Raw genomic sequence first — 23,034 nt, forward strand, 5'->3', positions numbered from 1 at the left:
TTATCTGTAGCCAGGTATTCAGACGTTTGATCCCAAACATTTCGGCGCTCGCCGAGTATCATCCTTCGAATTTACGAACACGGACGTTGCTCTCGCTCAGGATTTTCTTCGAGAGTTCATCAATGTATTCGTCTTTATACACGACTTCTTCGATTCCAGCGTTGACAAGGATCTTTGCACAGAGGACGCATGGAAAATTTGTCGTGTAGATCGTAGCGCCCTTAATACTCACACCGAAATACGCCGCCTGAATGACCGCATTCTGTTCGGCGTGTACCCCACGACAGAGTTCGTGTCTCGTCCCCGATTCGATGTGATTCTGCGCTCTCACGCAACCGACTTCCTCGCAGTGTTTAAGTCCGCGAGGTGCGCCGTTGTAACCTGTCGTAAGTACTCTCTTCTCCTTGACGATCACGGCACCAACCTGTCTACGAAGACAGGTCGACCGCGTGGCTACAAGCTCTGCCATTTTCATGAAATAAGTATCATTATCAGGTCTTGTCATTGTTAGAAGGCGTATTGTCGATTCCTATATCCAATTTTTGCATCTCAACGGGTGAGCTCGAATCTCTTGATCATCAGGTTGCCTCGAACGGCCCAATTCTTTATAATAAAAGATGCTAATCAGCAACTTGGTCAGTGACTCGATGGTCAATATGGCGATCCAGAAAGTGCTCATCAATATCGGAATCGCGGCAGCTACCATTCTGATTATTTTTTCCCTGCTTTTCGCCTACAGTTCAGTCTGGCCTCCACTTGTCGTTGTCGAATCGAGCAGCATGCAGCATAGCGACTCGAGGAGCTTCATCGGTGTCATCGATACAGGAGACATCGTGATTGTGAAGAAGGCGCGCAGCGATAATATCGTAACATATATCGAGGGGATTGCAAGAGGGCATATGACTTATGGCGAATACGGCGACGTGATTATCTATAAGAAAGGTGATAATTCACCTTCTACGCCGATCATTCACAGAGCATTTTGCAGAATCATTTATAATGCCACTGGTGGCGGTTTCGATATTCCCTCGCTTTCATCGCTTCCCGAGTGGCAGTGGAAAGTTCTCCCCCAAGGCGAGCATGTATGGTGGAATCTCCGGACGGTTGTCGAGATTTACGGCGTTGGATACCTGAATGTGACCGTTCGTCTCGATCTCCGCAGCATACTTCAGTATTTTGAATCACATAATGTGACACCTCATGGCGGTTTCATCACGATGGGCGACCATAATGTCATCAGCGATAATGGCATTCTTTATGGATACTATGATCAAATCTCGATTTTTCGCGAACCCGTAAGGGACGATTGGGTTGTCGGAATAGCGCGTGGAGAGATACCGTGGTTCGGATTGCTTAAGCTATGGGCTGGCGGAGACGCGCCCCCCAATGTTCCTGAGAACAGTAAAACGAACCTGTTTATCACAATCGCTGCCATTATCGTCGTGCCCATCGGGATCGACGCTCTCAATTTTGTACTTAAGAGAAAAGGGATAGAGATCTTTGGTTGGACTAAAAAATTCAATCTTAGACAGCTTTTCAAAAAAAGTAAATCTGAAAAGCCGCCCAATGCACAAAATGTCACTAACAAGGATGATAAGACCGTAGAAATGAAGATCGATAAAGATAAGAAGAAAACGAGAGCACCTATAAAGATCGATGAAAATCAAGAGCAAGGAGGAAAAAAGAAAAAACGGGAAAAAAGCGGATCAAGAGAGAAATGATTTTTGTGTCTATCTTTCCTTACTCCGAAGAAAATTTTGTAATCAAATCAATGTTGTCTGGGTTTTAGGCTTGAAATTCTTGAGGCCCTGAAGCATCTCGTCCTCCTCGAGTATTTTCTTTGCTTCATGTGGCGGAACACTCAGTTCGATTTCTTTCGTCCGACCGCCTCTGCCGAACGATTTGACACGAGCGTGGATGATGCCAAGCATGTCGAGCTCTGAGATAAGATCAGTAATTCTCCTCTGCGTTAGGACGCTTACGCCAACAGCTCTGCTCAACTCCCTATAAATCTCGTAGACGTCTCCCGTCGTAAGCCTCTCGCGACCTTTCTCTTCATTAATAATAATGCTCATCAGCACGAGTTTTGACTGTGTTGGCAATGTTCTGATCGCTTCTGTTACGCAATCGAGTTCGATTTTGTTTTTCGCCTTGTAAACGTGCGCCTCCGTGATTTTGTCGTCATGATTGCGTTCTGCGAGCTCTGCTGCGACTCTTAATAGATCAAGCGCGCGCCGCGCATCACCATGTTCCTGTGCTGCTAAAGCCGCGCAGAGCGGGATAACACTTGGCTCGAGGACTCCATCCTCGAACGCAAGTTTTGCCCGCTGATTGAGGATGTCCTGCAGCTGTTCAGCGTTATATGGTGGAAAGACCATTTTTTCTTCGCCAAGACGACTTTTAACGCGAGGATCGAGGAATTCGGTGAAAGTGAGGTCGTTAGAAATGCCGATCAGCGATACTTTGGCTTTCACGAGGTCATCGTTAATCTTCGATAAATGATAAAGGATATCATCTCCGCTCTTGTAGACCAATTTGTCGATTTCGTCCAAAACGATAATGTTGACTTTCCCCTCATCTTCAATTCTTTCTCGAAAAATGTTATAGAGTCTTTCCGTACTCCAGCCGGTGAACGGAATTCTTTCCCCAAAATCGCTGATTAACCTGTTTCCGATGTTCTGAAGAACCCCATACTGGGTATCAACGACTTCGCAATTCATATAGAAAAAGTTAACGCGATTGGATGTGGCGTCAGCCTTTTTGATCTCATTTCCCAAATACTTCACGCACGCCGTTTTTCCTGTTCCCGTTTTTCCAAAGATCAATACATTCGAAGGTCTGTCCCCTCGCAAAGCTGTGGCAAGAACTGCCGCCAATTGACTGATCTGCTGCTGCCGATGAGGAAGTTCATCCGGAATGTATGATGGCCGTAGGATCTCCCGATTTCTTTTGAACAGCGACTTTGATTTGAGGTACGGTTGAAAGATGTTTTCATCCAAGGGCACTCCCCCCAAATAGCAGAAGGCGCGGGAATAAAATGTCCCACCCCTTCATTTCAATTGGAGATTACATCGAAATTCGATTTCCGGAATGAATAGGATGGTTGATTACAAGAACTTTATTTTTATTCCTCATGAGCGAATTACCGAATTACTGGTTCAAAATAAACTATTTTCTGGCAATAATCTTACTGAGCCCTACCCCCTTCATTTCCTGTGGAAACTTTTTCTTGAATGTTTTCAATGATTTGTAAAGAATTTTTTCTTATCTGGCTAGTTGAGGCATTCCGTGATCATTGAATAAAATATGAATGCTGCTCGTTTCGCGTGCACGGATCGAGAAATTAAAGGAGTCTTGCTGCCGCGAAATTATGAATACTAAAACGTCCGTTATTGAAATGAAATTAAAAGGTCAGGGAGGCAAGAATCTTGATTCACAGTTGTGAAGAAGATGTCATCATTGTTAAGCTTGAAGATGGAGAAGATGTACATTCAAGTTTGATTGAAGTATCTAAGAAATATGGTGTAAAGAATGGATGGGTTCTTGGTGGAGTGGGTATTTTAAGGGAATTTACTCTTGGTTATTTTACAGGAAAGGAATACATCAAGAAATATTTTGAAAAGCCCCATGAACTATTGTCTCTATCTGGTTCAATAACGATTGGAGCAGAGGTACCAATACATCTTCACTGTTCTGTTTCAAACGATCAATTTGATGCATTTGGAGGACATTTATTCAAGGGAACGGTCAACGTTCTTAATGAAATATTGATCAAGAAATTCATGACAATAGAGCTTGGACGGCGCTTAAACCCAAAAACAGGATATTTTGAACTAGACATAAAAGCATAATGAAAGATTATGTGATTGGAAAACATTGAAAATGTTCGAAAGTTTTCCAGGTTCTATCGATTCACTTCTTCATTAAATATTCTCAAATACATTTCTAAATAATATCAATGGAAGACAAAAAAAGAGATCCAAATATGAATGAACGGACGGCAGCGATTATAACAACCAATGAAAACGTTTCAGAACTTGAAGAGCTGGTAGCATCTGCAGGTTATAAACTGATTTATGAAATTATTCAGCGTAGAAGCTCTTCAGATCCTTCGACATTCATAGGAAAAGGTAAGATCGATGAGGTCAAAGTCATCCTCAGTAAACGATCTGTGGATGCGATCATAATCAACGGCGAGCTGAAACCATCGCAACAATATAATCTCGAAAAATTATTGAATGTTAGATGCATCGATCGCATCAGTTTAGTTCTCGAGATTTTCGCGAAGCGCGCAAGTAGTAAAGAAGCAAAATTACAGGTTGAAAAAGCCAGACTCAAGTATGAGATCCCATTTATTCGAGATTGGATCCACAGGACGAAGAGTGGAGAGCGCGCAGGTCATTTTTCCAGTGGCGAATATGAAGCGACAGTTTATTATGATCTTATTAAGAAAAGGATTAAAAAAATCGATGATGAACTGAAAAAATTGAGAGAAAACCATCTCTACATAAGATTTAAGAAGAGGCCTAAAGCACACGTTATTTCCTTGGCCGGCTATACAAATGCAGGCAAGTCGAGTTTATTTAAAGCTCTTACAAAAAAGGATACGATTGTCGATTCAAAGATGTTCTCTACACTGAAACCGCTGACAGGGAGAATTGCTGATATTAAAGAAGATCTCGTTTTGATCGATACGATCGGTTTTCTTGATAGTCTACCGATTTTTCTTGTTGAATCCTTTAAGAATACGATTGATGATATCTTTACCGCTGATCTTGTCTTACTTATTCTAGATATATCTGACCCTCTTTCTGAAATCGAAAGAAAACTCAACGCATCTCTAAAGATTCTATTACCTGAGATGGATCTTAGAAAAGTTATATTTGTTTTAAACAAAATTGATAAACTAGAATATTCTGAGATTGAAAAGAGAATAGAATTTGTTTCAAGTCGAATTCAATCGAAAAATATTGTTGCTGTATCGGCTGTAACAGGAACTGGACTTAATTCCCTTATTGATATGATCAGACGCTATTTTAATAATTCTGAACATTTAGAACTGCGTTTGCCATATACCGAGGAAACGAACTCTATCATTTCCTGGCTTAGCAAAAACACCATAATTAGTGATATCGTTTATGACGACGAAATCAGGATTTCTATTGAATGTGAGAGATCATTAAGGGAGAGCTTAATACAAAGAGCGGTGAAATTGAGCCAACCAAAGTTATAGACATAATGAATCTGTACAAGGAACGTTCGAGGGTGTTAGTTTCTCTCTCCAGTGGAAATAAAGGGGTCTCTCTCCGATGAAAACTCTCTTACCTACTTGATCAGCAAAGCGCCGTCATTTTATCTTTAATTCACTCTTCTTCACCTCGAGTTCTCTTTGATATTTCGATGGAAGTTTCCAAGCCATATATTCAATGTCATCTAGGTTTGTGATGAATTCAGACTTGCTTCTCGTCGCGAGCAATTTCTTGTATTTTGTAAGTGTTGACAAGAATCTCCAGAACCAAACACCTCCCGAAATGACAAAAATCAATCCCACTATCAGCAACCAGTAAGCCCATCCTGTCGAGATCAGAGAGATCTCCGTGAAAAGAGACATCAAAGCAAGTTCGAGGAGTACGAAGCCGAACAGCAAGAGTCCAACAGAAAATACAGGTGCCCACTCAACATGAATCGGTTTTCCCATGAGCAAGGCATCAACAGGGAAACTTTTCAATTTTTCTGATGCTCGAACATTTTGATTCGTTGACCAGCAATCTATTGACCGGTAGTAGAAATATTGAAATTGCATGCGATGGAGATTAATGTGATTGTAGTCACAAATTCCACTTTTTTATCGAAAATTGCGCGATTGATGATCCCTGAGCGGACGATTGCACTCCTTTGTGTTTTAGCGGCAATGAGCATCGGCACACTCCTTCTCATCAGCGACTTCAACGTCCATACGATTACAAACTTTGATGATCTTTTACAAGAAAAGGGCCATCGCGTGCGCTTGATCTGCTCGATCGAGAGTATCCAGAAGAGTAAGAACGGTTGGATCTTCCAGCTTTCAGACTCATTCGGTCACGAAATTCGTGCCTTCTGCGAATTTTCGTTGATAGATGATGAGGCATTAGAACTCGGATCCGTGGTTATGATGCTTGTGGATGTCGGGGACGATGGGAACTTTGTTTTCATCAAATCAATCGAGCCCTACGGTTCAGATCTGATAAACTTGTCCTCCCATCTTGTTGCCGTGTGATTAAACAAATTCTCATTGGGAGCATTCAGCTGAAAAGATGTGTTTTCGAGTGTACGGAGTTTGCGAAAGGTTAAAGAACCGTTTCAACCCGTGTCTTCCCAGTTTAGAGTGACACAAAATGATCGTCGCGTTTGACGATACCGATTCAACAGAAGGTATGTGCACAACTTTTCTTGCGACCAAGATCATCGAAGAGCTTGAAGGCTTCGATCTTATCGGATTGCCTCGCCTCGTTCGCCTCAATCCCGCGGTACCATGGAAGACGCGCGGTAATGGGGCGATTGCCATGCGCTTTGGAATTGGACGGGGAAAGAAGATGCTAATCGGGATGATCTCTGGGTCGCCAATCTATTCATATGAAAGGGGAAGAAGTGACGCAAATCCCGAGGAGATCGCTCAGCAATGCGGCGAAGTCGTCAAGCGGTGGGCGAGAACGGACGAGGGTGCGAGTCCTGGTCTCATCGTCTCACCGATGAAACCAAAGGAGTCTTTCTACTGGCAAGCGGTTCGTGGTATCGTAGAAAAGGAGCTTGTAGAGGAGGAACTGAAAAGGCTCGGTGCTGCCAAGTTCGAACTTTCAGGCGGAAGAGGAATCATTGGTGCGACGGCTGCGGCCGCCTGGAAACCGAAAGATCGAACGTATGAGATCATCACTTACCGTTTCGAGAATAAATGGGGAACAGAGCGTGAAATCGATGATAATACAGTGAGGTCATTGGACTCCACATTTCCATCGACGTTCAATAATTATGATGCTGAAGTAGGAAGAATCGCGATCGCTCCACATTCGCCATGTCCTATTCTCTTTGGCATCAGAGGCGACGATGTAAACGAACTCATCCCTGCGATGCGGTCGATCAAGGGTGAATTAGTAGAGCGCTGGCTCGTCTATCTCACCAATCAGGGAACGGACGATCACATCATTACGGATTGGGAGGAATTGATTCCATGCAGATCTTACGCGGTTGAGGGTGTTGTACTCAGCAAACCTCTCACGATCAAGGGAGGACATGTAGTTTTTAAGCTGCGACCAGATCGGTCTCGCACGCCGATTGATTGTACGGCGTACGAACCCTCGAAGAGTTTTAGAGATGTGGTCCGGGCGCTTGATCCTGGTGATCGAATCGTCGTTTATGGGGAGCTGAGGAACGAGCCTAGGACGCTCAACATCGAAAAAATGAGAATCGTTGAACTTGTTGAATCGAGAGAGAAAATCGGGAATCCGATTTGCCCTTCTTGCGGGAAACGCATGAAATCGATTGGAAGAGACTCTGGCTATCGGTGTCGCAGATGCGGAAGGAAAGCATCCGAAGCAGATGCTGAATACCGCGCCGTCTCCCGGTCAATTCAAATCGGATGGTACGAACCTCCAGTTTGCTCCCGCAGACATCTAAGCAAACCGCTGAAGAGAATTCTGCAGCAACCGCTACGATTTAGTCAATCAACGATGAAAACTCAGGCAATTTTAAAATAATCACCAATCGTTAGTCACGCAGCAAAGTCACGACTGTCATTTGAAGAACGAGGAGTGGTACTCGATGAAAGAGGTTGTTATACTCAGCGCTGTTCGAACAGCCGTTGGAAAGTTCGGTGGGGCGCTCAAAGACATCCCAGTTTACGATCTCGGGGCGCACGTGATCAAGGAAAGCGTGGCAAGGGCGCAACTTGAGCCTACTGACATTCAGGAATGCATCATGGGCATTTGTCTTCCCGCCGGCGTCGGGCAGAATCCAGCAAGAATGGCGGCAATCAGGGCGGGTCTCCCTTATGAGATCGGCGCGCTCAATATTAGCAAGATGTGCGGATCTGGACTGAAGGCAGTCATGCTCGCAGCGAATGCAATCAAAGCCGGGGAATACGATGTGATTGTTGCTGGCGGAATGGAAAACATGAGTGCAGCGCCATATTTGCTCCCACAGGCCCGGTGGGGTTATCGGATGAATGACGGCAAAGTCGTCGACCATATGATTTTCGACGGCCTATTGGATTCGAATACGGGCATGCTGATGGGGATGACAGGTGAAATTGTGGCGGAGAAATATGGGGTGACGAGGGAAGACGCGGATCTCCTCGCATATCAAAGCCATACCAAAGCGCTCGAGGCAATTCGATCTGGGCGTTTTGAGAAAGAAATCATTCCATTCAAGATCAGCACGAAGAAGGGTGACATCGAGTTTAAGGTTGATGAAGGCGTTCGTCCAGATATCTCCTTGGAGTCGCTGGCAAAATTAAAACCGGTTTTCAAGAAAGATGGCATCGTCACAGCGGGAAACGCGTCACAGATCAGTGACGGGGCCGCAGCGGTCGTCGTCGCCTCGCGAGAATTCGCGGAGGAAAGGGGGATTAAACCGATGGCGACGATCATCGATTATAACACTGGTGGGGTTAAACCAGAATATATCATGGAAGCGCCGATTCCAACGGTTAGGGCGCTTCTCAAGAGAAATAATATGACTATCGATCACATCGATCTCTTCGAACACAACGAAGCCTTCGCGACGGCCTCCGTTGCCGTTAAGCGAGAACTGAATATTCCCGAAGAAATATTCAACGTTAACGGTGGAGCGGTGGCACTCGGTCACCCAATCGGGTGCAGTGGTGCGAGAGTTCTGACAACGCTTCTCTACGCGATGCACGATAGAAATAAGGAAACTGGTTTGGCAACGTTATGCCTTGGCGGTGGAAACGCCGTCGCCATGATCGTTAAAAAATAAAAGACAATGACGGTTTGGGGGGAATGAGATGAAGACGGTTGATGGTGTAAGAAAGATTGGCATTGTTGGCGCGGGGACTATGGGCAGTGGTATCGCGCAGGTCGCTGCGCAAAGTGGGTACGAAGTCATTCTGAACGATATCAGCGACTCATTCATTCAAAACGGCATTGCGAAGATCGAGAAAGGCTTGAGTAGGGCGATTGAAAAGGGAAAGATGACAAAGGAAGAAATGGCAAATATTATGTCGAGAATCAGAGGCTCAGTTAGACTCGAAGATCTCGCGGATTCTGATGTCATCATCGAGGCGATTCTGGAGGATCGGGCTGCCAAGAAGCAGGTGTTCGCATCCCTTGATTCTATCTGTAAACCAGATGCGATTTTCGCGTCAAATACATCATCAATCCCAATCACAGAACTCGCATCGGCGACGAAGCGACCTGATAAGGTCGTCGGGATGCATTTCTTTAACCCAGCCCCGGTTATGAAACTCGTTGAAGTTATTCGGGCAGTGCAAACTGCCGACGAGACAAAGGAACTGATTAAGGCGCTTGCCGTCAAAATGGGCAAGGTGCCGGTCGAGGTTAACGATTTTCCAGGATTCTGCACGAACAGGATTCTCGTGCCGATGATCAACGAAGCCGCATACTGTCTAATGGAGGGCGTTGCATCGGCCGAGGCGATCGACCAGGTCATGAAACTCGGCGCAAATCATCCGATGGGCCCCCTCGAGCTTGCCGACCTCATTGGCCTGGATGTCTGCCTCAATATCATGGAAGTGCTTTACAGTGAATACGGGGATCCGAAGTACAGGCCATGTCCTTTGCTTCGAAGGTTGGTTCAGGCAGGGCGCCTTGGAAGAAAAACTGGCTGGGGATTCCATAAATACGAGTGACCGATCTGTAAAGGGCCAAGATCATACGGATGATCGATCGATAGATATCCTTATGGACGAGAAATCGCGGCGACAATGATTTATAAGGAAATAAGTCTCTCTCGTTTTAAGTGATCCGATGCCATCCGTTGATGAACTGCTTGCTGTTATTGATGGTTATAGGGAAGAAATGATCGAAGCACTGAAGGAACTCATCAGGATTCCTGCAATCGGCCCTGAGAATGGGGGTGATGGAGAGTTTGAAAGGGCCAGATATCTGAGAGAGCTCGCGGAACGCTGTGGGTTCGAAGAGATTGAATTGTTCGATGCCCTTGATGAAAGGGTGCGCCTCCGTTTGAGACCGAATATTGTTGCTAAGAAAAGGGGATCCTCAGATCAAACCGCATGGATCGTCACACATATGGATACGGTGCCGCCGGGCGATCTTGACGGTTGGAGCTATCCTCCGTTCTCCCCGCGGGTTGTTGACGGTAAGCTCTATGGTCTCGGTGCTGAGGACAACGGTCAGGCGCTCATCGCATCGCTCTTCGCTGCCAAAGCGATCAACAGTTTCGGATTGAGCGGGGAGAAAACGATGGGTCTTGCGCTTGTGGCCGATGAGGAGTGCGGAAATGAAAAAGGAATCAAATTTCTCATCAGGGAGGGGGTGTTCCGATCAGGGGATATGATTTACGTGCCAGATTACGGCGTGCCAGATGGATCTGTTATCGAAGTCGCCGAAAAATCGCTTCTCTGGCTTAAAATCACTGTTGAAGGCATTCAGGCACACGCCTCTTCCCCTGGAAAGGGCATCAACGCGATGAAGGTCGGATCGAAATTCATGACTTTCCTGCTCGATCATCTCACAGAAAAATATGGTAAGTTGAACGACCTCTTCATTCCGCCAAATTCGACATTCGAGCCGACAAAGCGGTTGCAGACGGTTGGGAATATCAACACGATTCCGGCAGAGGATGTTTTCTATCTCGATTTCCGTGTACTGCCAGAGTACGAGATCGAAGAGGTCAAAAAAACCGTCGAAACGATTGCCAGGTTGTTTGAAGAGAGGAGTGGCGCGCGAATCAAGATCGAAACGGAGCAGGCAACGAAAGCTGGCCCACCCTCATCGACAAACACGGAAGCGATGAACGCGCTCACATCAGCGATCAAGAGGGTGAAAGGGATCGAACCTGTGGCAAGGGGCATCGGCGGTGGCACATGTGCTAACCTCTTCAGGCAGGTCGGGTTTGACGCATACGTATGGCAAACGGTCGACGGTGTGGCGCATACCATAAATGAGTATTCAAAAATCGACAATCTCATCGCCGACGCGAAGGTTTTTGCGGTTATGCTTGCGACGATTTGTTATCCAAATCATTTCGAGCGCTGACCATGCATTCGATAAATTGATCATCTACGCCTTTATCGAAAGATCATACATTATTAGTGGTGGTTTCTTTCGCGAACAGCCGTTCGACCATCCATTTGCTATCGAACTTAATGAAATCATCATATCCTTGACCGGTTGAAAGAAAGGCGATCGGTTTGTTTACAGCGTGCGCGATCGATAAAGCAGCGCCTCCCTTCGCATCCGCATCGATTTTCGTGAGTATGACAGCGTCGATTCCAACTTCCTTATCAAACGTCGCAGCCTGCTCGATCGCGTCGTTGCCCGCGAGGGCATCGCCGACGAAAATCACGAGATCTGGTTTGACAACCCGCTTGATTTTTTTCATTTCATCCATCAGGTTGACATTCGTCTGCATTCTGCCAGCCGTATCGATGAGAACGACATCTTTCTTCCTCGCCTTCGCGTGCTCGACTGCGTCGAAGGCGACAGCAGCTGGATCACTTCCGGGCTTGTGTTTAACAATCTTGCAGTTGAGCCTCTCGGCGTGAACACTCAGCTGCTCGATCGCGCCCGCCCTAAAGGTGTCGGAAGCTGCGAGCACACAACTCATCCCATTTTTTTGAAGGCGATGGGCGATTTTCGCGATTGCTGTCGTTTTGCCTGTACCGTTGATGCCGACAAACATGAGGACCACAGGTTTTTGTCGAGAAGCGATGAATTGATCAAAGTCAAATTCATTCTTTTTGAGCACCTTCTCGATGGAGCTCTTGAGCGCGAGCTCGATGGCATCCTCGGGGGCGTATCCCCTTTCAATTTTCTTGCCTATTAGATTATCCCGAACGCCTTTCTTAATCTCTTCAACAACGGGCAGGGCGACGTCGGACTCGAGCAAATCGATCTCGAGATCCCAGAGTATCTCATCAAGCATGCTTTCAGAAATCTTTCGGCCGCTGTCGCCAATGATTGCCTCTGGCGACTCCGGGAGTTCGGTCGCTTTCTTCTTCCACCCAAAGAGTTTCTTCTTCAGCGACTCGAACACCTTGGCCACCGGTCCTAAATCCTTTGTTGGACCTTCTGATAAGTTTCCTGGATTTTTCTCGTCAGTTGGGAACTCTGAGCCTCGAGCGCCGATCTTCTTTCCCCGAGTTTGTTGAAAGTGTCGATGAGCTCTTGCAGTCTTGATTCGATCGTTTTGACCGCCTCGTCCATGGGTTTCTCGACAGAAATTCCGCTGCCGATCCCGACGATTGCCTTCTTGTTCGACGCCACTTTCGCAAAGACGAATGAATTGCCGCCAACTGGCACGAGGATCTCCGTACCCTCTTCGGATTTAGAAACGCTCGTGAGGGTTGACTTCGCCCTCATGTGCTCCTCGATCGATGCTTGGACAATCTGTTGCTGCTCTGCGAGGCTCTCAATTTGGGCTCTGTAGAGATCGAGAAGCGCGAGCGATTCCTGCAATTCTTTTTCGCTCATCGCGCCCCTCCTGCAAGATATCTCACGACTGGATTGGTAATTTCTTCATTGCTGATCTCCTTGATTTCATTCAATTGAATCTGCTTACGTGGAACTTTATGCCTGCTCCCGAGGTTCGAGAGTATCCTATGAATCGCATCCTTCTCATCGATCGCTGCAATTTCAATGCTGAACTTTTGTTTCTTTTTAGGATTGATTTTGAATGTGCCTTCCACTCTGAACGCTCTCATATCATCTCCGTTTCGTGGAAGTGTCTCGACCGAATAAATATTTTGGTCAAGAGCGTGTTTTTCGATTGGAAGGAATCATGAGTGAGGAGATTATCGCATTTTACCCCGGTAAAAATTTTCCAGCTATCTCGATCACGGGATCACATTGCGGTTTGATGTGCGATCACTGCCGTGGAGTTTATCTCCGCGACATGATTTCTGCAACATCACCTGAAGAGCTGTTACGCGTTGCGTCCTCGGTCATTAATCAAGGAGCCGAAGGCATCCTGCTGAGCGGAGGCTCTAACTCGAAAGGAAGGGTTGAACTCGATCGATTCGTCCCGGCGATCAAAGAAATCAAGAAAAGGGGGCTGAAGGTCAATGTTCACACCGGCCTTCTCACATCTGACGCGATTTCCTTTCTCATGGAGGCCGCCCCTGATTGCTTTTCGGTCGATATCGTCGGGGATGAGAAAGTCATCAAGCATATCTTTCATCTTGAGGCATCACCAGCAGACTATTTGAACTCCATGGAATTGCTCTTTGATAACGGTGCAAAGAGGGTCGTCCCACATTTTTGTCTCGGTCTTTCTGAGGATCCAGAGAGGGATCGCGATGTGTTCGATCTTCTTTCAGGATTTCCGATATCTGCATTCGTCATCATCCTCTTCCGCCCGACACCTGGCACTCCGCTATTCAACCGAAGGCCGCCTGATGAATCCGATGTGGTCGAGTTTGTGAGGAGCGCCGTCGAATTGCTCCGCTGTCCGATCCTTATCGGCTGCATGAGGCCAAGGGGGAACTGGAAGATCGAAATTGAATGCGCCAAAATCGGAGTAGCCGGTATCGCGTTGCCGTCACGAAAAACCGTTGAAGGTCTGAAAGAATTGGATTACAGAATTGAAACGCGGAAGTGCTGCTGCGCCCTCTATCGATAAATCGACTCGCCAGCATATCTCTTTCTGAGGGTTGAAAGGTACACGATCGCGATCGCGTAGACAACGATGAAAATGAGAGCGAAGAGGGGAACATAGTCCAGGAAAATGGATGAAATGTTCCTATGCAGCGTATAGGTGAGCGGTGAAGGATCGTCGTCTAAATGTTGGACAACAATATAGAAGGTGTCGTATTTCGCATCGGGAAAGTTGAAAGCGATCGTTGGATTGCTTGCGTCGACGCTGTAATCAAGATAATTGATCCGATGCAGTTTCAGGGTTTCTAGATCAGACGCGTATGTTGAATAGTAGTCTGAACTGACGACGTAAACATTCGCTGCGTTTCCATCACTTTCAATTGTGATCCGGTTGACTGAAATGAGTCCAAGGTGATCCTTGTTGTTAAATTCGACGACACTCGATACCGTTCCGCTCGTACTCATCGCGTCTTCAAAGGTGTTGTAGATGAATGGAACTTTCAAGATGATGATGACGGCAACACAAATGCCAATGATGATTACACTCCTTCTGATGAATCGTTTCGCCATTAATGACTTCGAGCTCATCGAACGCGCGAATTTCATTTCAAGTGTTCTGAAATAAAAACTCTCAGCTCCGATGATAACGCCCATGAGGAGCAGAAAATAGATAAAAGAGTTGATTGGCAAATAGAATGGCTTGAGGGAAAAGGCTTTTTCAGAGAAGATAAGGATAATAACCGTGACGATCGCGAAAATAACTTGGATTAGATACAGATATGATTTAATACGACGGATGCGCGTCAACCGCCATCCGCCCTCAAGTACCTCCCTTCCGCCCTCCATCAGGTTCGTTACGAAGCATGATCTGGAATGAATATATATTTTTCGTTGCTGTCTATCAATCTGGCTCTGAGTTCATTTCTAAATCCTACCCGGTGCGAGATCCAACAACTTAAGAATTGATCAGGAATCTGAATCACTCTGGGATTCAATCGATTCTGTTGCCAGATCGATCTAATCACAAAAATCATCTCGCGAGTACCGCTTCCTTCCTACAGAGAAGGAAGATTGCTGCGAAAAGTGGAACTTCAACCTCGCCATCGAGGGCAAAACGCTCATCCCTGAGCTTGATGTCAATCTTACGATTGACGATGAGCTTGACAGGATCGTCGGTGAAGGTGTCTGGTACCGCATCTCTCAGAGGATCAAACTCATCAAGTTCATCTCTGCTCATTCTGACGACGAGAAGCCCGGTCTTTCCGTGAAGGGTAAACGGTAAGCGGATCAGCCTCTTGATATCACTTGTCACGGGCTCGTCCACCTGGCCAGCCATTCTCGGTTTGACCTCCTCAAAGACAAATTTGAGAAAGAGATCTCTCGCTTTATCGGAAGAGAAGATCTCGAGCGTGTTGTTCTCGAACAGATTGTCTTTTCCAGCGGTTTCCCCCCTTTTTGTAAAAAGATCATCGAGCATTTTTTTGATGAGATGATCTGGCTCATTTTTCAGCGAAGGGTAACGGTCTTTGATCGCCTCGATCGAAAGACCTGCGATCTCATTCAACAACAGCTCTGTGCCTTTGCGAAATCGACGTCGCCATGCGGCCGAATTCGCGGGAGGAAATTTTCTTGAGATGTTTACTTTTGTCACATGCTTGAATTGCCTTTTTTCAAAGGGATCCATTGGAAAAACCCAATCGATGCTGAGGTCTGTGCCAGTAATGTAATCAACGATTTCCCTGCGTTCGTGGCTTTTGAGTGAGGTCACGCGCTCATCGCTCACATGGACGTGATACCCTCTTCCGCCCGAGAAAACGACTTTGATGTCCTGCGATCCAAACCCCAGATCGCCCATGAGAAATTCGTCGAGAAGGCGTATAATCTCTTTTTTGACAGCGGCGAGCATTTCGGGGTAACTCATTGCTTCAGCGCCTTTGATGTGGTCTGCGTCGAGATCGAAAATGAGATCGGCGCCCAGCCATCCCTTTTCATCCATGGTGGGGGCTGATGGAACTTCGTAATACGCGGAGGAATAATAAACGTGCGCTGGTACCTGCGAGATGAGGAATGAGGTCAGATCATTCGCTTTCGTAAAGGCGACATGCCGCTGGACAAAGTCCCTATCGAAGAACATGAAGCCAAATTCACGCCTTCCGAAGCGCTCTGGTGGTGGGGGCGGTGACTTTTCATAATGTTTTCTGAACCAACTGATGATGAATTCCGTTTCCTTTGAAATTCTCGCGGCACCATCGGTCATCGGATCGCTGCGCACATTAGATACTCGAGGACTAATATGATTTCTCTGTGGATATTTTTGATATCATCGTTTCATCCAACAGTAGTCATTTGCACGATTCCACTGGTAGTATTCTGGGGTATCGTCAACCAATCTTCATGGATCAAAAACGATACCTTGAGAGTTCAATTCTCGGCAGCGTTTTGCTAAGATTGGGGCAAGATTAATATTTAATACCGCAGAAAGGTATGCCTTTGCGGATACAGATGAAGGCCTTTGTCAAGGTGGAATACAGCAGCGAAGGCAAATCGCCTGCGGAAATCGAACGCATCTTCGGTGAGGCTGGCTTTAAAAAAATTGCGGGGTCGCCGGTTTTTGAAATTGAGGTGGATGAAGAAAATGAACTGACTGAGAAAATCGAGAGACTCCATCAGTCGCTCAAGAATGCTGGCATCATCTACATTCCTTCGATCATGCGACCAGCGGAGGCACAGCATTTGAGGTCCGCGGGCTACAGGGAACGGATGGACCTCTGGAGGGTTCTTGGGATTGATGTTGACGAGCTCGTCGATCTCATCGAGTATGATGTTGAGAAATTCAGAACGAGAGCGATGGAACTTCTTAAGATGGAAGTTGATCGCATCGCCCTGGAAAGAGAAAAGGAGTTAAGAGAAATCCGAGAAAGGGAATTGATTGAACGGGCGAAAAACAAGATCATCGAGAGCACGAAAGTTGAGGGCGGGCAGACATTCCAGGAGCTCTTGAAAATCGTTGGCATCGATGAGGACACGCTGTCACAAATGATCGATGAACTTGTTGAAAAAGGTCGAATCAGAGCGGAACAGAGGGGACGCAGGGTCGTTTATATCGCCTCGTGATCAAAAAGGTTGAGAATCGCCCAGCGAATCCGATTTCTTTCAGCTGATTTCTTCATCACCTTTTTCTTAAACTCTTCGATTGCATGATCATCCTGATTCAATTGGCTTTGCAAATCCCAGACTGCCATTTACAGGATAAATAAAACTAAATAGAGGTTTCAAGATTGATGCGATCAAGGTGAGAGCGATGGGAGCAGTTTCGCGCACGGCGCTGCTATTCGCGTTCATGTTCGGCCTCTTTATCGTCATAGGTTGGGCCATTGGGAGTTTATTCATTGGTAACTGGATCATTGGAGCGGTCTTTTTCCTTGCGATCGCAGGGGTTTTCAATCTCATCGCGTACTTCTATTCCTCAAAGATTGTACTTTGGTCTTATCGTGCAAAGATTGTAACTGAAAAGGAAGCGCCGAGGCTTTATAAGATTGTTAAACTCGTCGCTTTCAAGGCCAACCTGCCGATGCCGCAGGTCGCGATCGTCCCGAGCGAAACGCCGAACGCATTTGCAACCGGTCGCAATCCGAAAAATGCAGTCGTGGCTGCAACTGAGGGCATTCTGAAGACGCTCAATGACGATGAGCTCGAGGGCGTCATCGCTCATGAATTTGCGCACATCAAAGACAGGGACATTCTTGTTATGAGCATTGCCGCGACGCTTGCTGGGGCGATCTCCTTTGCCGCGAGATCCTTCTGGTACAGCGTTCTATTCGGTGGCGGGGGTCGCAGGGACTCGTCGGCAGCATTTATCGCTCTTATCGTCGCGATCACCGCGCCGATCGCCGCGCTGCTCATCCAATTGGCAATCTCGAGGAGCAGGGAATATTTGGCTGATGAAGAGGGCGCGTTGATCATCGGAAGACCGATGAGCCTGGCGAAAGCACTTGAAAAGCTTGAAGCGGCGAACAAGCGCAAACCGATCGAATTCGGGAATCCGGCATCCTCGTCGATATGGATCGTCAATCCGTTCGGTTCGAGCGGGCTTGTCCACCTCTTCTCCACGCACCCGCCAATCGCTGAAAGGGTCAAGCGCCTGAAGCAGATGGCGAGCAAGATGGGGCAGCTCTGAGTTCTACAATTTTTCCTTAAACTTTTTTTGGCCTTTTCATCATCCGTATCTTCCTTTCTTATCATAATCGGAAATTAAATCGAATTCAATTGGCGCTTTGCGTTTGGATTAAAGCAATCTGGCTGATAGTTTTGATATCTTGTGATATTTCGTTAAGATTGCCTTCGAATATAAGCGTTTTAATGAGAAATCGAAGTCTCGGGCCTCTTCTACATTCAATTCAGAAGAGAAGGTCCTCTTCTATCCCGATCTTTCTCGCGAAGTTGTAGGCTGGAATGACATTGTAAACTTCCGATAGTGTTCTGTGAACGTCGGTCCCGATCGAAAATCTGACTTTTCCCCTGAGCTTCGCGATGAGGTCTTCCGCCCTTTCATAAAACGCCATCCCGTTCCTTCTGTACGGCTTCGCTGTGTTGATTTCGATGAAGAAGCGGTATGCCGAGAGCATTTCTGCGAGATCTTCCGGTTGGACATCAAAGAACGCCATTTCAAAATCAGGATGCGCGAGTCCGCAAGGAACAGAGAGTTTTGAAATAAACTCTCCGACGGTTTCAATGTCTGCGCCGCCGTTCAAAAAATCATTGACATGTTCAAACAACACAAGATCGAGGGAATTGAGCATCTCGACTGGTATGCCATTCAAATCACATCGATCTGGATTCGCATCAATTTCCACACCAGCGAGGACGGTGATCGTCCCCTCGTATTTCTTTTTGACATTCTCGATCGTCGCGAGATACCGCTTGAAATCGCGTTTGCTCAGTGAACAGACTTTCGTCGTTTCAAAATGATCCGTGATCGCGATGTGCGTCAATCCCTTTCGCGCGGCTTCCCTAACGATCGTCTCGATGTCAAAGATTCCATCGGAAAAAGTGGTGTGCGCGTGGAGATTGATCACTGTACTTTTTCCCACTTCTCCAACTCCTGGACGCTTGAAAGTGTTCTCCCTCTTTTAATTTCCTCTCTGATTCGATTCTCTCTTTCAAGCACATCGAGCGCGCGATTTGCGATTTCGACTGCGTGTTCCTGCGGCACAACGATGACGCCACTCTCATCCCCGATAATCCAGTCGCCCGTACGGACAACCTGTCCACCGCAAACAATCTCGAGTCCGATCCCGCCGAATCCCTTTGGCTCGCCGGCCTCCGGCGTCACATATCTCGAAAAACAGGGAAAACCGATCTCGATGATCGTGTCGATGTCCCTGACAGCACCGTCGACGACAATACCAGCAATCCCCTTGACCTTGCAGCTCCACGAGGCAAGCTCCCCCCAGACTGCGATGTCGCTTCCTCCAGCATCGATGACGATGACATCGCCCTTTTGCGCGCGATCAATTGCCTCCACCGGCTTGGCCCAGTCCCCTTTCGATGTCTGGACAGTCAACGCCCGGCCGACCATCTTGGTGCCGTGTTTTATTCTCGGGATAATGCCCTTCATGACCCCTCTCTTATGCGCTGCGTCAGCGATATTCGGCGTCGAGACGCGTGAAAACGCCTCGAAGAGCTCCTCAGCCGTGTATTTTTTTGAGAGGTCAGAAGCGATTGATTCGCCTCTCTCGATCGCCTCTTTAATTCTCTTCGCGGCCGCCCTCACGTCCTCGGCCTTGATGATTCCCCCGCCGACGATAATAATCGATGCACCAGCTCTCAGGAATGAGGCGGCGGTCTCGGAAGTGATCCCGCCTGCGACCGCAACTGGAATGTTCGTTACCTCCGACACCGCCTTGACCACTTCGAGAGGCGATTTCCCGCCGCGCATCTGCTCGTCGATGCCGACGTGAAGGCAAACGTAAGAGGCGCCTAGCGCCTCCACTTCTTTCGCCCTTTTCACTTTGTCCTCGACATTCATCAGGTCGACCATGATCTTCGTCCCGTACTTGCGACCAGTGAGAACCGCCTCGGAAATCGTCCCGTCGTTGGAAAGCCCCATGACTGTCACGATATCAGCGCCTGCCTTCGACGCGATTTCAACTTCGAATCCCCCGACATCCATCGTTTTCATGTCCGCGACGATGACGCGATCAGGAAATTCGCGCTTGAGCGCTCTCAGACATTCAGCACCCTCGCTTTTGATCAAAGGTGTGCCCGCCTCGATCCAGTCCGCTCCACCTTCAACCGCTTCCTTTCCTATTTCAATCGCCCTCTTGAGATGCATCATGTCGAGGGCGACCTGCAAAACGGGTTTCATCGATCCCGATGAAGAGCCTCTTTTCTAATAAATCCTTTTGAAACAGAGACCTCTATATGGTCGTTACACCTCCCCTCTTTCGAGAATTGTATTTTTTAGGAAAACCATATAAAAAGGCAGTGTGATAATGTCCAGCAAATGCAGGAAATCCGGCGGGACAGCGGAAGGTGTGTGACGGGCATCGAAGACCTCGACAAAATCCTCGGTGGCGGGATACCCGTCGGGAACATGGTTCTGGTCGCGGGCGGTTGCGGGACGGGAAAGACGACACTGGCCTTCGAGTTTCTCGTGCGCGGGGCTTTAATCGGCGAAAGAGGTCTTTTCGTGACAACGGTTGAGTCCCCAGCAAAATTGCTCTCGAATCTCCCCCACTTCGATTTTTTCGATGAGAGGATGATCGATGACGGTCGTATCAAAATTCTTCAACTTGATGAACTTGAAGAAATCGCGAGTCAAACACCCGAGATCGACGCAACCGAGAAGGGTCACCGGCTTGTCGAGGCGATCAAAGAAATTATTGAAAAGGATGGCATCAAGCGCCTCGTCATCGATTCGTTCAGCAGTTTTTTGAATGACGATGAAAAAATGAGTGCCCGACGGCAGGTGCTGAGAAAGCTGAGCTCAATTCTTTTCGAAAAAAGATGCACGGCGATGATTATTTCGGATGAGATCGACGATTGCGAGGGAATCATCGCCGATGGCATGATTCTTCTGAGCAATTTTGAGAGGAGGGGCGATTTGCTGAGGATTATGCAGGTTATCAAGATGAAGGGAACGGATCACTCACGATCGAAATACGTAATCGATTTGACGGATTGCGGAATCCTTGCAACGCCGTTACTCCGAGGGGGATCATCATGAGTGACGCGATTAGAGAAAAAGTGGTGGCGAAGCTTCAGGAGATCGGTGGTGGTTCCGCGATCGCCTTTGAGCTCGATGTGGACAAGTATTTTGATGTCATGAGCGCCCTCCTCGAAGAATTCGCTCTTACGAAGAAATTGAATTGCATTTATATCACCGCCTCAATTCCCTCGACAACTCTGATTAACGCGTTCGGAGCGCTCGGCATCGATATCTCAAGAATTCAATTCGTTGACTGCGTTTCTAAATCAATCTTCGGCAATGCGCCACCCCTCGAAAACGTCTCGTATCTCGATAGCCCGACGATGCTGGAAAATGTCATTCTGAAAGTTGAATACCTGTTGAAAAAGTATCAGGGTAAGGAGGCGGTCATCTTTATCGATTCGGTCAGCGCTCTCGCCGTTTACAACGACACGGGAATGCTCACGGAATTCTTTCAAATTCTTCTCAATTCGCTGCGCTCGAAGGGTAACTATGCTATTATGATTGCGATTGCCAACCAGATCAAGCCAGATGTCAGGGAAATGTTGGCACTCGTGAGCGATGAAGTTGTCAATCTCTCCTAACAATATCATAATTGGTCTTCTCGAAATTGAATGGAATGAAAGGTTTCGAGGAGCTGAAGATTGAGTGAAGTGCCGTCGCCGTTGGAGGAGGCAGAACCGATGGAGAATGTCGAGTAAGCGACGGCCCTTCTTGCAACAGATAGGTGAATGAAAATATCGAAGAAAAACCTGAAGGTAGACTTAATCATCAAAATAAAAAAAGAGGGGAATTGTTGGATTAAGGCCCCTCGACCGTTATGAGCAAACCGGTGCTTGCGGGTATATCCTCAGCGCCGTAATCGTAGTAGAAGCTTACAGTCCGCTCCACTGGGCTAGCTCCAGGAGTGACTTGGCAGATAATCGAGCCTATGGAAGTCCACGCGCCTGCGACCATCTTGCTAACATTCACATAATACGTTCCAGCGGTGGCTGTGGTCTTGAATTGGACGTCGACCTTAAGGATCCAGTGTCCTTGAGTTATAGCTGTATAACCATGGGTTATCGACCCAGCTGTAAGGTCAACGGAAGCTGATTGCTCGGCAATGTTCGTGTCAGCAAAGGCATAGGGAAGCGTTACGCTGGTCACCGACGTGTCGCCCGTTACTAGGTACACCTGACCTCCGACGGTGCTCCATTGTTTCGTCGCAAGTATCTGGGCGGCATATGCAACGCTGGCGACGGACATCACCAAAAGGACTAAGGTTACGGCGATGAACGTCTTCATACTTACTGGTTTGCTCAGCTTACCTTTCATCTCGTCTTTCATAGACAAAACCCCAAACCCTCTATTCCCCCCCCCTTAAATTTTTCGATGACAACTGGTACTAGCGCCCGATGCAAGGACTACATCTCATCGATCAAGCGCGTGATGTCACGCTCTAGCGCTCCTTGGAAATCTAGTGAGTCGCCGATATCGACAATTCAATTGCCTTCGTCATTTGAATGATTTTCATTGAATCGACGCCTCGTTTTTCCATAACGGCAACAAGCATTCCTCGCAAACACATCCAAATCGTTAAGTTTAAAATTAAACACGATTTGACTGGTCGACCGCATTCGCGACGATGCAAAAAGATCACGCGAGTTGAAGCGTTCTCGCAAGGTTACAATTGTCATTTCTTAAACGAGATTTCGAAGTAGACTTTTTTTAAAGAAGCTCCGCAATCGAATGAATGATGATCATGTTAAAGAGATGTGAAAGGTCGATATGTATGATATTCGCGCTCATCGTCTCTTTAATTTGAAAGCTCTTTCTCTTTGATGTTTTTTCCTTTTTTATAAAAAATTGAACGGATTCGACGCCACCTCAAAACTCTGGATTTATTCGTCAATAATCGAATTTATTAAATCAATAAATTCGTTCTTTGTCGTATTGCTAAAATCTGACTTGATATCTAAATAGAAAGCTTTATAATCATAGATACATAAATTACTTCCAGCGTAGGCTTGGCCTACGATAGGAGGACTGAAC

The 23,034-nt window shown here is 47.0% G+C and carries 24 protein-coding genes; 13 read left to right on the plus strand and 11 right to left on the minus strand.

Annotated features, from left to right (window positions below; translation table 11 throughout):
• Positions 1–58 precede the first annotated feature (58 nt).
• Positions 59–505 carry a cytidine/deoxycytidylate deaminase family protein gene (locus H5T41_06195; protein ID MBC7108359.1) on the minus strand — a complete coding sequence of 149 codons (447 nt, stop codon included), beginning with the start codon at positions 503–505 and terminating at the stop codon, positions 59–61.
• 112 nt (positions 506–617) lie between these two features.
• On the opposite strand from H5T41_06195, the gene H5T41_06200 reads away from it, so the two are divergent.
• Positions 618–1,721, plus strand: a complete 1,104-nt coding sequence (locus tag H5T41_06200) for a S26 family signal peptidase (protein MBC7108360.1) — start codon at positions 618–620, stop codon at positions 1,719–1,721.
• 42 nt (positions 1,722–1,763) lie between these two features.
• On the opposite strand, the gene H5T41_06205 is transcribed toward H5T41_06200, so the two are convergent.
• Entirely contained in the window at positions 1,764–3,014 is a 1,251-nt protein-coding gene (locus H5T41_06205; GenBank protein ID MBC7108361.1) for an ORC1-type DNA replication protein, read from the minus strand.
• A gap of 414 nt (positions 3,015–3,428) precedes the next feature.
• Between H5T41_06205 and H5T41_06210 the strand changes: the two genes are divergently transcribed.
• Both H5T41_06210 and hflX read left to right on the plus strand, forming a co-directional pair.
• Positions 3,429–3,851 carry a DNA-binding protein gene (locus H5T41_06210; GenBank protein MBC7108362.1) on the plus strand — a complete coding sequence of 141 codons (423 nt, stop codon included), beginning with the start codon at positions 3,429–3,431 and terminating at the stop codon, positions 3,849–3,851.
• A 107-nt stretch (positions 3,852–3,958) separates the two neighbouring features.
• Positions 3,959–5,233 (plus strand): GTPase HflX, encoded by a 1,275-nt coding sequence (gene hflX, locus H5T41_06215; GenBank protein ID MBC7108363.1) that lies wholly within the window; start codon positions 3,959–3,961, stop codon positions 5,231–5,233.
• Positions 5,234–5,347: 114 nt separating this feature from the next.
• On the opposite strand, the gene H5T41_06220 is transcribed toward hflX, so the two are convergent.
• Positions 5,348–5,698, minus strand: a complete 351-nt coding sequence (locus H5T41_06220) for a DUF3198 domain-containing protein (protein ID MBC7108364.1) — start codon at positions 5,696–5,698, stop codon at positions 5,348–5,350.
• Positions 5,699–5,818: 120 nt separating this feature from the next.
• Between H5T41_06220 and H5T41_06225 the strand changes: the two genes are divergently transcribed.
• From H5T41_06225 to H5T41_06245, 5 genes are all read left to right on the plus strand, one after another.
• Positions 5,819–6,256, plus strand: a complete 438-nt coding sequence (locus tag H5T41_06225; protein ID MBC7108365.1) for a hypothetical protein — start codon at positions 5,819–5,821, stop codon at positions 6,254–6,256.
• A 118-nt stretch (positions 6,257–6,374) separates the two neighbouring features.
• Positions 6,375–7,730, plus strand: coding sequence for a DUF1743 domain-containing protein (locus tag H5T41_06230; protein ID MBC7108366.1), 1,356 nt, complete (start codon positions 6,375–6,377; stop codon positions 7,728–7,730).
• Between the two features lie 64 nt (positions 7,731–7,794).
• A complete protein-coding gene (locus H5T41_06235) occupies positions 7,795–8,970 on the plus strand; it encodes an acetyl-CoA C-acetyltransferase (protein MBC7108367.1) in 1,176 nt (391 codons plus the stop codon).
• Positions 8,971–8,998: 28 nt separating this feature from the next.
• Positions 8,999–9,862 (plus strand): 3-hydroxybutyryl-CoA dehydrogenase, encoded by an 864-nt coding sequence (locus H5T41_06240; GenBank protein MBC7108368.1) that lies wholly within the window; start codon positions 8,999–9,001, stop codon positions 9,860–9,862.
• Between the two features lie 118 nt (positions 9,863–9,980).
• Positions 9,981–11,231: a M20 family metallo-hydrolase gene (locus H5T41_06245; protein MBC7108369.1), complete on the plus strand. Its 1,251-nt coding sequence runs from the start codon at positions 9,981–9,983 to the stop codon at positions 11,229–11,231.
• Positions 11,232–11,274: 43 nt separating this feature from the next.
• On the opposite strand, the gene ftsY is transcribed toward H5T41_06245, so the two are convergent.
• Genes ftsY through H5T41_06260 form a run of 3 tightly spaced genes read right to left on the minus strand, consistent with a single transcriptional unit; the run spans position 11,275 to position 12,898 of the window.
• Positions 11,275–12,231, minus strand: coding sequence for a signal recognition particle-docking protein FtsY (gene ftsY / locus H5T41_06250; GenBank protein MBC7108370.1), 957 nt, complete (start codon positions 12,229–12,231; stop codon positions 11,275–11,277).
• Positions 12,232–12,245: 14 nt separating this feature from the next.
• A complete protein-coding gene (gene pfdA / locus H5T41_06255; protein MBC7108371.1) occupies positions 12,246–12,668 on the minus strand; it encodes a prefoldin subunit alpha in 423 nt (140 codons plus the stop codon).
• Entirely contained in the window at positions 12,665–12,898 is a 234-nt protein-coding gene (locus H5T41_06260) for a 50S ribosomal protein LX (protein MBC7108372.1), read from the minus strand. The genes pfdA and H5T41_06260 overlap by 4 nt, the downstream gene beginning before the upstream one ends.
• Before the next feature lie 77 nt (positions 12,899–12,975).
• Between H5T41_06260 and H5T41_06265 the strand changes: the two genes are divergently transcribed.
• A complete protein-coding gene (locus tag H5T41_06265) occupies positions 12,976–13,815 on the plus strand; it encodes a radical SAM protein (GenBank protein MBC7108373.1) in 840 nt (279 codons plus the stop codon).
• On the opposite strand, the gene H5T41_06270 is transcribed toward H5T41_06265, so the two are convergent.
• Together H5T41_06270 and priS are read right to left on the minus strand one after the other, a co-directional pair.
• The gene (locus H5T41_06270) at positions 13,806–14,636 is read right to left on the minus strand and encodes a hypothetical protein (protein ID MBC7108374.1); all 831 of its coding nucleotides are present in this window, start codon (positions 14,634–14,636) and stop codon (positions 13,806–13,808) included. The two genes, H5T41_06265 and H5T41_06270, sit on opposite strands and share 10 nt — an antisense overlap.
• 184 nt (positions 14,637–14,820) lie before the next feature.
• A complete protein-coding gene (gene priS, locus H5T41_06275) occupies positions 14,821–16,062 on the minus strand; it encodes a DNA primase catalytic subunit PriS (protein ID MBC7108375.1) in 1,242 nt (413 codons plus the stop codon).
• 230 nt (positions 16,063–16,292) lie between these two features.
• Here priS and H5T41_06280 point away from each other — a divergent pair, with 230 nt between their 5' ends.
• A complete protein-coding gene (locus H5T41_06280; GenBank protein MBC7108376.1) occupies positions 16,293–16,904 on the plus strand; it encodes a hypothetical protein in 612 nt (203 codons plus the stop codon).
• A 187-nt stretch (positions 16,905–17,091) separates the two neighbouring features.
• The gene (locus H5T41_06285) at positions 17,092–17,967 is read left to right on the plus strand and encodes a zinc metalloprotease HtpX (protein ID MBC7108377.1); all 876 of its coding nucleotides are present in this window, start codon (positions 17,092–17,094) and stop codon (positions 17,965–17,967) included.
• Positions 17,968–18,187: 220 nt separating this feature from the next.
• On the opposite strand, the gene H5T41_06290 is transcribed toward H5T41_06285, so the two are convergent.
• Both H5T41_06290 and H5T41_06295 read right to left on the minus strand, forming a co-directional pair.
• Entirely contained in the window at positions 18,188–18,880 is a 693-nt protein-coding gene (locus H5T41_06290; protein MBC7108378.1) for a PHP domain-containing protein, read from the minus strand.
• Positions 18,862–20,157 (minus strand): orotidine 5'-phosphate decarboxylase, encoded by a 1,296-nt coding sequence (locus H5T41_06295; protein MBC7108379.1) that lies wholly within the window; start codon positions 20,155–20,157, stop codon positions 18,862–18,864. Before H5T41_06295 ends, H5T41_06290 begins: the two co-directional genes overlap by 19 nt.
• Before the next feature lie 138 nt (positions 20,158–20,295).
• Between H5T41_06295 and H5T41_06300 the strand changes: the two genes are divergently transcribed.
• Positions 20,296–21,018, plus strand: coding sequence for an AAA family ATPase (locus H5T41_06300; protein ID MBC7108380.1), 723 nt, complete (start codon positions 20,296–20,298; stop codon positions 21,016–21,018).
• Positions 21,015–21,584 carry a hypothetical protein gene (locus tag H5T41_06305; protein MBC7108381.1) on the plus strand — a complete coding sequence of 190 codons (570 nt, stop codon included), beginning with the start codon at positions 21,015–21,017 and terminating at the stop codon, positions 21,582–21,584. Before H5T41_06300 ends, H5T41_06305 begins: the two co-directional genes overlap by 4 nt.
• A 217-nt stretch (positions 21,585–21,801) precedes the next feature.
• On the opposite strand, the gene H5T41_06310 is transcribed toward H5T41_06305, so the two are convergent.
• Complete coding sequence (locus H5T41_06310) at positions 21,802–22,329, minus strand: hypothetical protein (GenBank protein MBC7108382.1); 528 nt, start codon at positions 22,327–22,329, stop codon at positions 21,802–21,804.
• Positions 22,330–23,034: the final 705 nt, after the last annotated feature.

Source organism: Methanomassiliicoccales archaeon (assembly GCA_014361295.1).
Taxonomy (GTDB): Archaea; Thermoplasmatota; Thermoplasmata; order Methanomassiliicoccales; family JACIVX01; genus JACIVX01.

Coding starts and splice junctions, on each gene's coding strand:
- H5T41_06195 (MBC7108359.1), bottom strand. CDS start 505: ATGACAAGACCTGATAATGATACTTATTTCATGAAAATGGCAGAGCTT.
- H5T41_06200 (MBC7108360.1), top strand. CDS start 618: ATGCTAATCAGCAACTTGGTCAGTGACTCGATGGTCAATATGGCGATC.
- hflX (MBC7108363.1), top strand. CDS start 3,959: ATGGAAGACAAAAAAAGAGATCCAAATATGAATGAACGGACGGCAGCG.
- H5T41_06220 (MBC7108364.1), bottom strand. CDS start 5,698: ATGGGAAAACCGATTCATGTTGAGTGGGCACCTGTATTTTCTGTTGGA.
- H5T41_06230 (MBC7108366.1), top strand. CDS start 6,375: ATGATCGTCGCGTTTGACGATACCGATTCAACAGAAGGTATGTGCACA.
- H5T41_06235 (MBC7108367.1), top strand. CDS start 7,795: ATGAAAGAGGTTGTTATACTCAGCGCTGTTCGAACAGCCGTTGGAAAG.
- H5T41_06240 (MBC7108368.1), top strand. CDS start 8,999: ATGAAGACGGTTGATGGTGTAAGAAAGATTGGCATTGTTGGCGCGGGG.
- H5T41_06245 (MBC7108369.1), top strand. CDS start 9,981: ATGCCATCCGTTGATGAACTGCTTGCTGTTATTGATGGTTATAGGGAA.
- pfdA (MBC7108371.1), bottom strand. CDS start 12,668: ATGAGCGAAAAAGAATTGCAGGAATCGCTCGCGCTTCTCGATCTCTAC.
- H5T41_06260 (MBC7108372.1), bottom strand. CDS start 12,898: ATGAGAGCGTTCAGAGTGGAAGGCACATTCAAAATCAATCCTAAAAAG.
- H5T41_06265 (MBC7108373.1), top strand. CDS start 12,976: ATGAGTGAGGAGATTATCGCATTTTACCCCGGTAAAAATTTTCCAGCT.
- H5T41_06270 (MBC7108374.1), bottom strand. CDS start 14,636: ATGGAGGGCGGAAGGGAGGTACTTGAGGGCGGATGGCGGTTGACGCGC.
- H5T41_06280 (MBC7108376.1), top strand. CDS start 16,293: ATGAAGGCCTTTGTCAAGGTGGAATACAGCAGCGAAGGCAAATCGCCT.
- H5T41_06285 (MBC7108377.1), top strand. CDS start 17,092: ATGGGAGCAGTTTCGCGCACGGCGCTGCTATTCGCGTTCATGTTCGGC.
- H5T41_06295 (MBC7108379.1), bottom strand. CDS start 20,157: ATGAAACCCGTTTTGCAGGTCGCCCTCGACATGATGCATCTCAAGAGG.
- H5T41_06300 (MBC7108380.1), top strand. CDS start 20,296: ATGCAGGAAATCCGGCGGGACAGCGGAAGGTGTGTGACGGGCATCGAA.
- H5T41_06305 (MBC7108381.1), top strand. CDS start 21,015: ATGAGTGACGCGATTAGAGAAAAAGTGGTGGCGAAGCTTCAGGAGATC.
- H5T41_06310 (MBC7108382.1), bottom strand. CDS start 22,329: ATGAAAGACGAGATGAAAGGTAAGCTGAGCAAACCAGTAAGTATGAAG.